Raw genomic sequence first — 1262 nt, 5'->3', positions numbered from 1 at the left:
GAAAAATATTTTCCCTATGAGACGATTAAAACTGTCAGAAGTTCAAATATTGAAGATATTTTCTATCAATGTGATACACAAAACAATATTGAGTTAATTATCACTTTTACTAAACATGATGATACCGAAGCAGTTGACACCCTAGAAATTGGGTTTTCTCTCAAAACTTCGGGCATGAATTATATTATTGAATTAATAGGCTATAATGAGTATGATTTTGCTAAATTTAATCAGTTTTTTAACAATTTTCCTGAACCGATAAATGCCTCTTTTGCTTCTCCAGTAGCGGCGATTAGAGAATATGAAAGATTTGTTACCCGTCCACAAATTATTGAAGCAATCCAAAAAAGAGCATCAGTAGAAGTTATTCGCAATCGTCTTTATTCTCTCTATCAAAATACTGGTAAGGATAGTTCTTTATACGATCGATTTATTCAAGATTTATCTTATATTTTATTTAATAATCAGAAAAATATTGAGTTTTTTGTTAAAAGTGATATTCGACAAGATACCAAAGCTATTATTGATTTTAAAATCGAGAGTAAAGATATAGAAAAAGATATTTCTTTATTAGGAAGTGGCACTTTACAAATTATTTTAATTTTACTAAATTTATACGCTCCTGAACAAGAAAGAGATTTGAATTTAATTTTATTTGATGAGCCTGATAGTCATATTCATAGAGATATTCAACAACGTTTAATTGAAATAATTACTAAATTTTCTAATCAAACTCAAATCTTTTTAACAACCCATAATGAAACTTTAATTAGGCAAATTCCGTTACATCAATTATTCCATTTAGAAAATAAACCAAAACATAATTATAGCTCGATCGTCCATCAACAAGAAATTTATTTAGGTTCAAGATTTAAAGGAATTTATCCTTCTGTTACTAATCCTATTATAAGTTCTTTAGGTAGCAGTAATGGATTAGATTTTATTAATGCCATCGAAGCTAATAGAATTATTTTTGTCGAAGGTCAAGATGATGCTAAAGTAATTAATTTATTACTGCAACATAGAATCCCTAAAAATACTAATAAATATGTGTTTTGGGTATTAGGCGGAATCTCTCGTATTTTTCAAGATTTACCAGCATATAAAAAAGTTTTTCAAATAATTAAAAATCAGCAAAGTTTATGGGATAAATCAGTGCTAATTTTTGACAGAGATTTTCTGAATGATGAATATCGTCAGAATTTAATTGATAAAATGAAGAATAATTTTGGCTTAGAAACTTATATTCCTAATCCTTATAC

Annotated in this window: 1 protein-coding gene; it reads left to right on the top strand. The window is 27.3% G+C overall.

All coding sequences use genetic code 11. The annotated features are described in order from the left end of the window. Positions 1 to 1262, top strand: a 1262-nt coding sequence (locus ACN4EE_RS23475) for an ATP-dependent nuclease (protein ID WP_431708927.1), incomplete at both ends; no start/stop codon positions are given.

It is taken from the genome of Geminocystis sp. CENA526 (assembly GCF_050753365.1).
Classification (GTDB): domain Bacteria; phylum Cyanobacteriota; class Cyanobacteriia; order Cyanobacteriales; family Cyanobacteriaceae; genus Geminocystis.
Note: the sequence above shows the minus strand (reverse complement) of the source record. Positions and strands in the feature narration are given on the sequence as shown.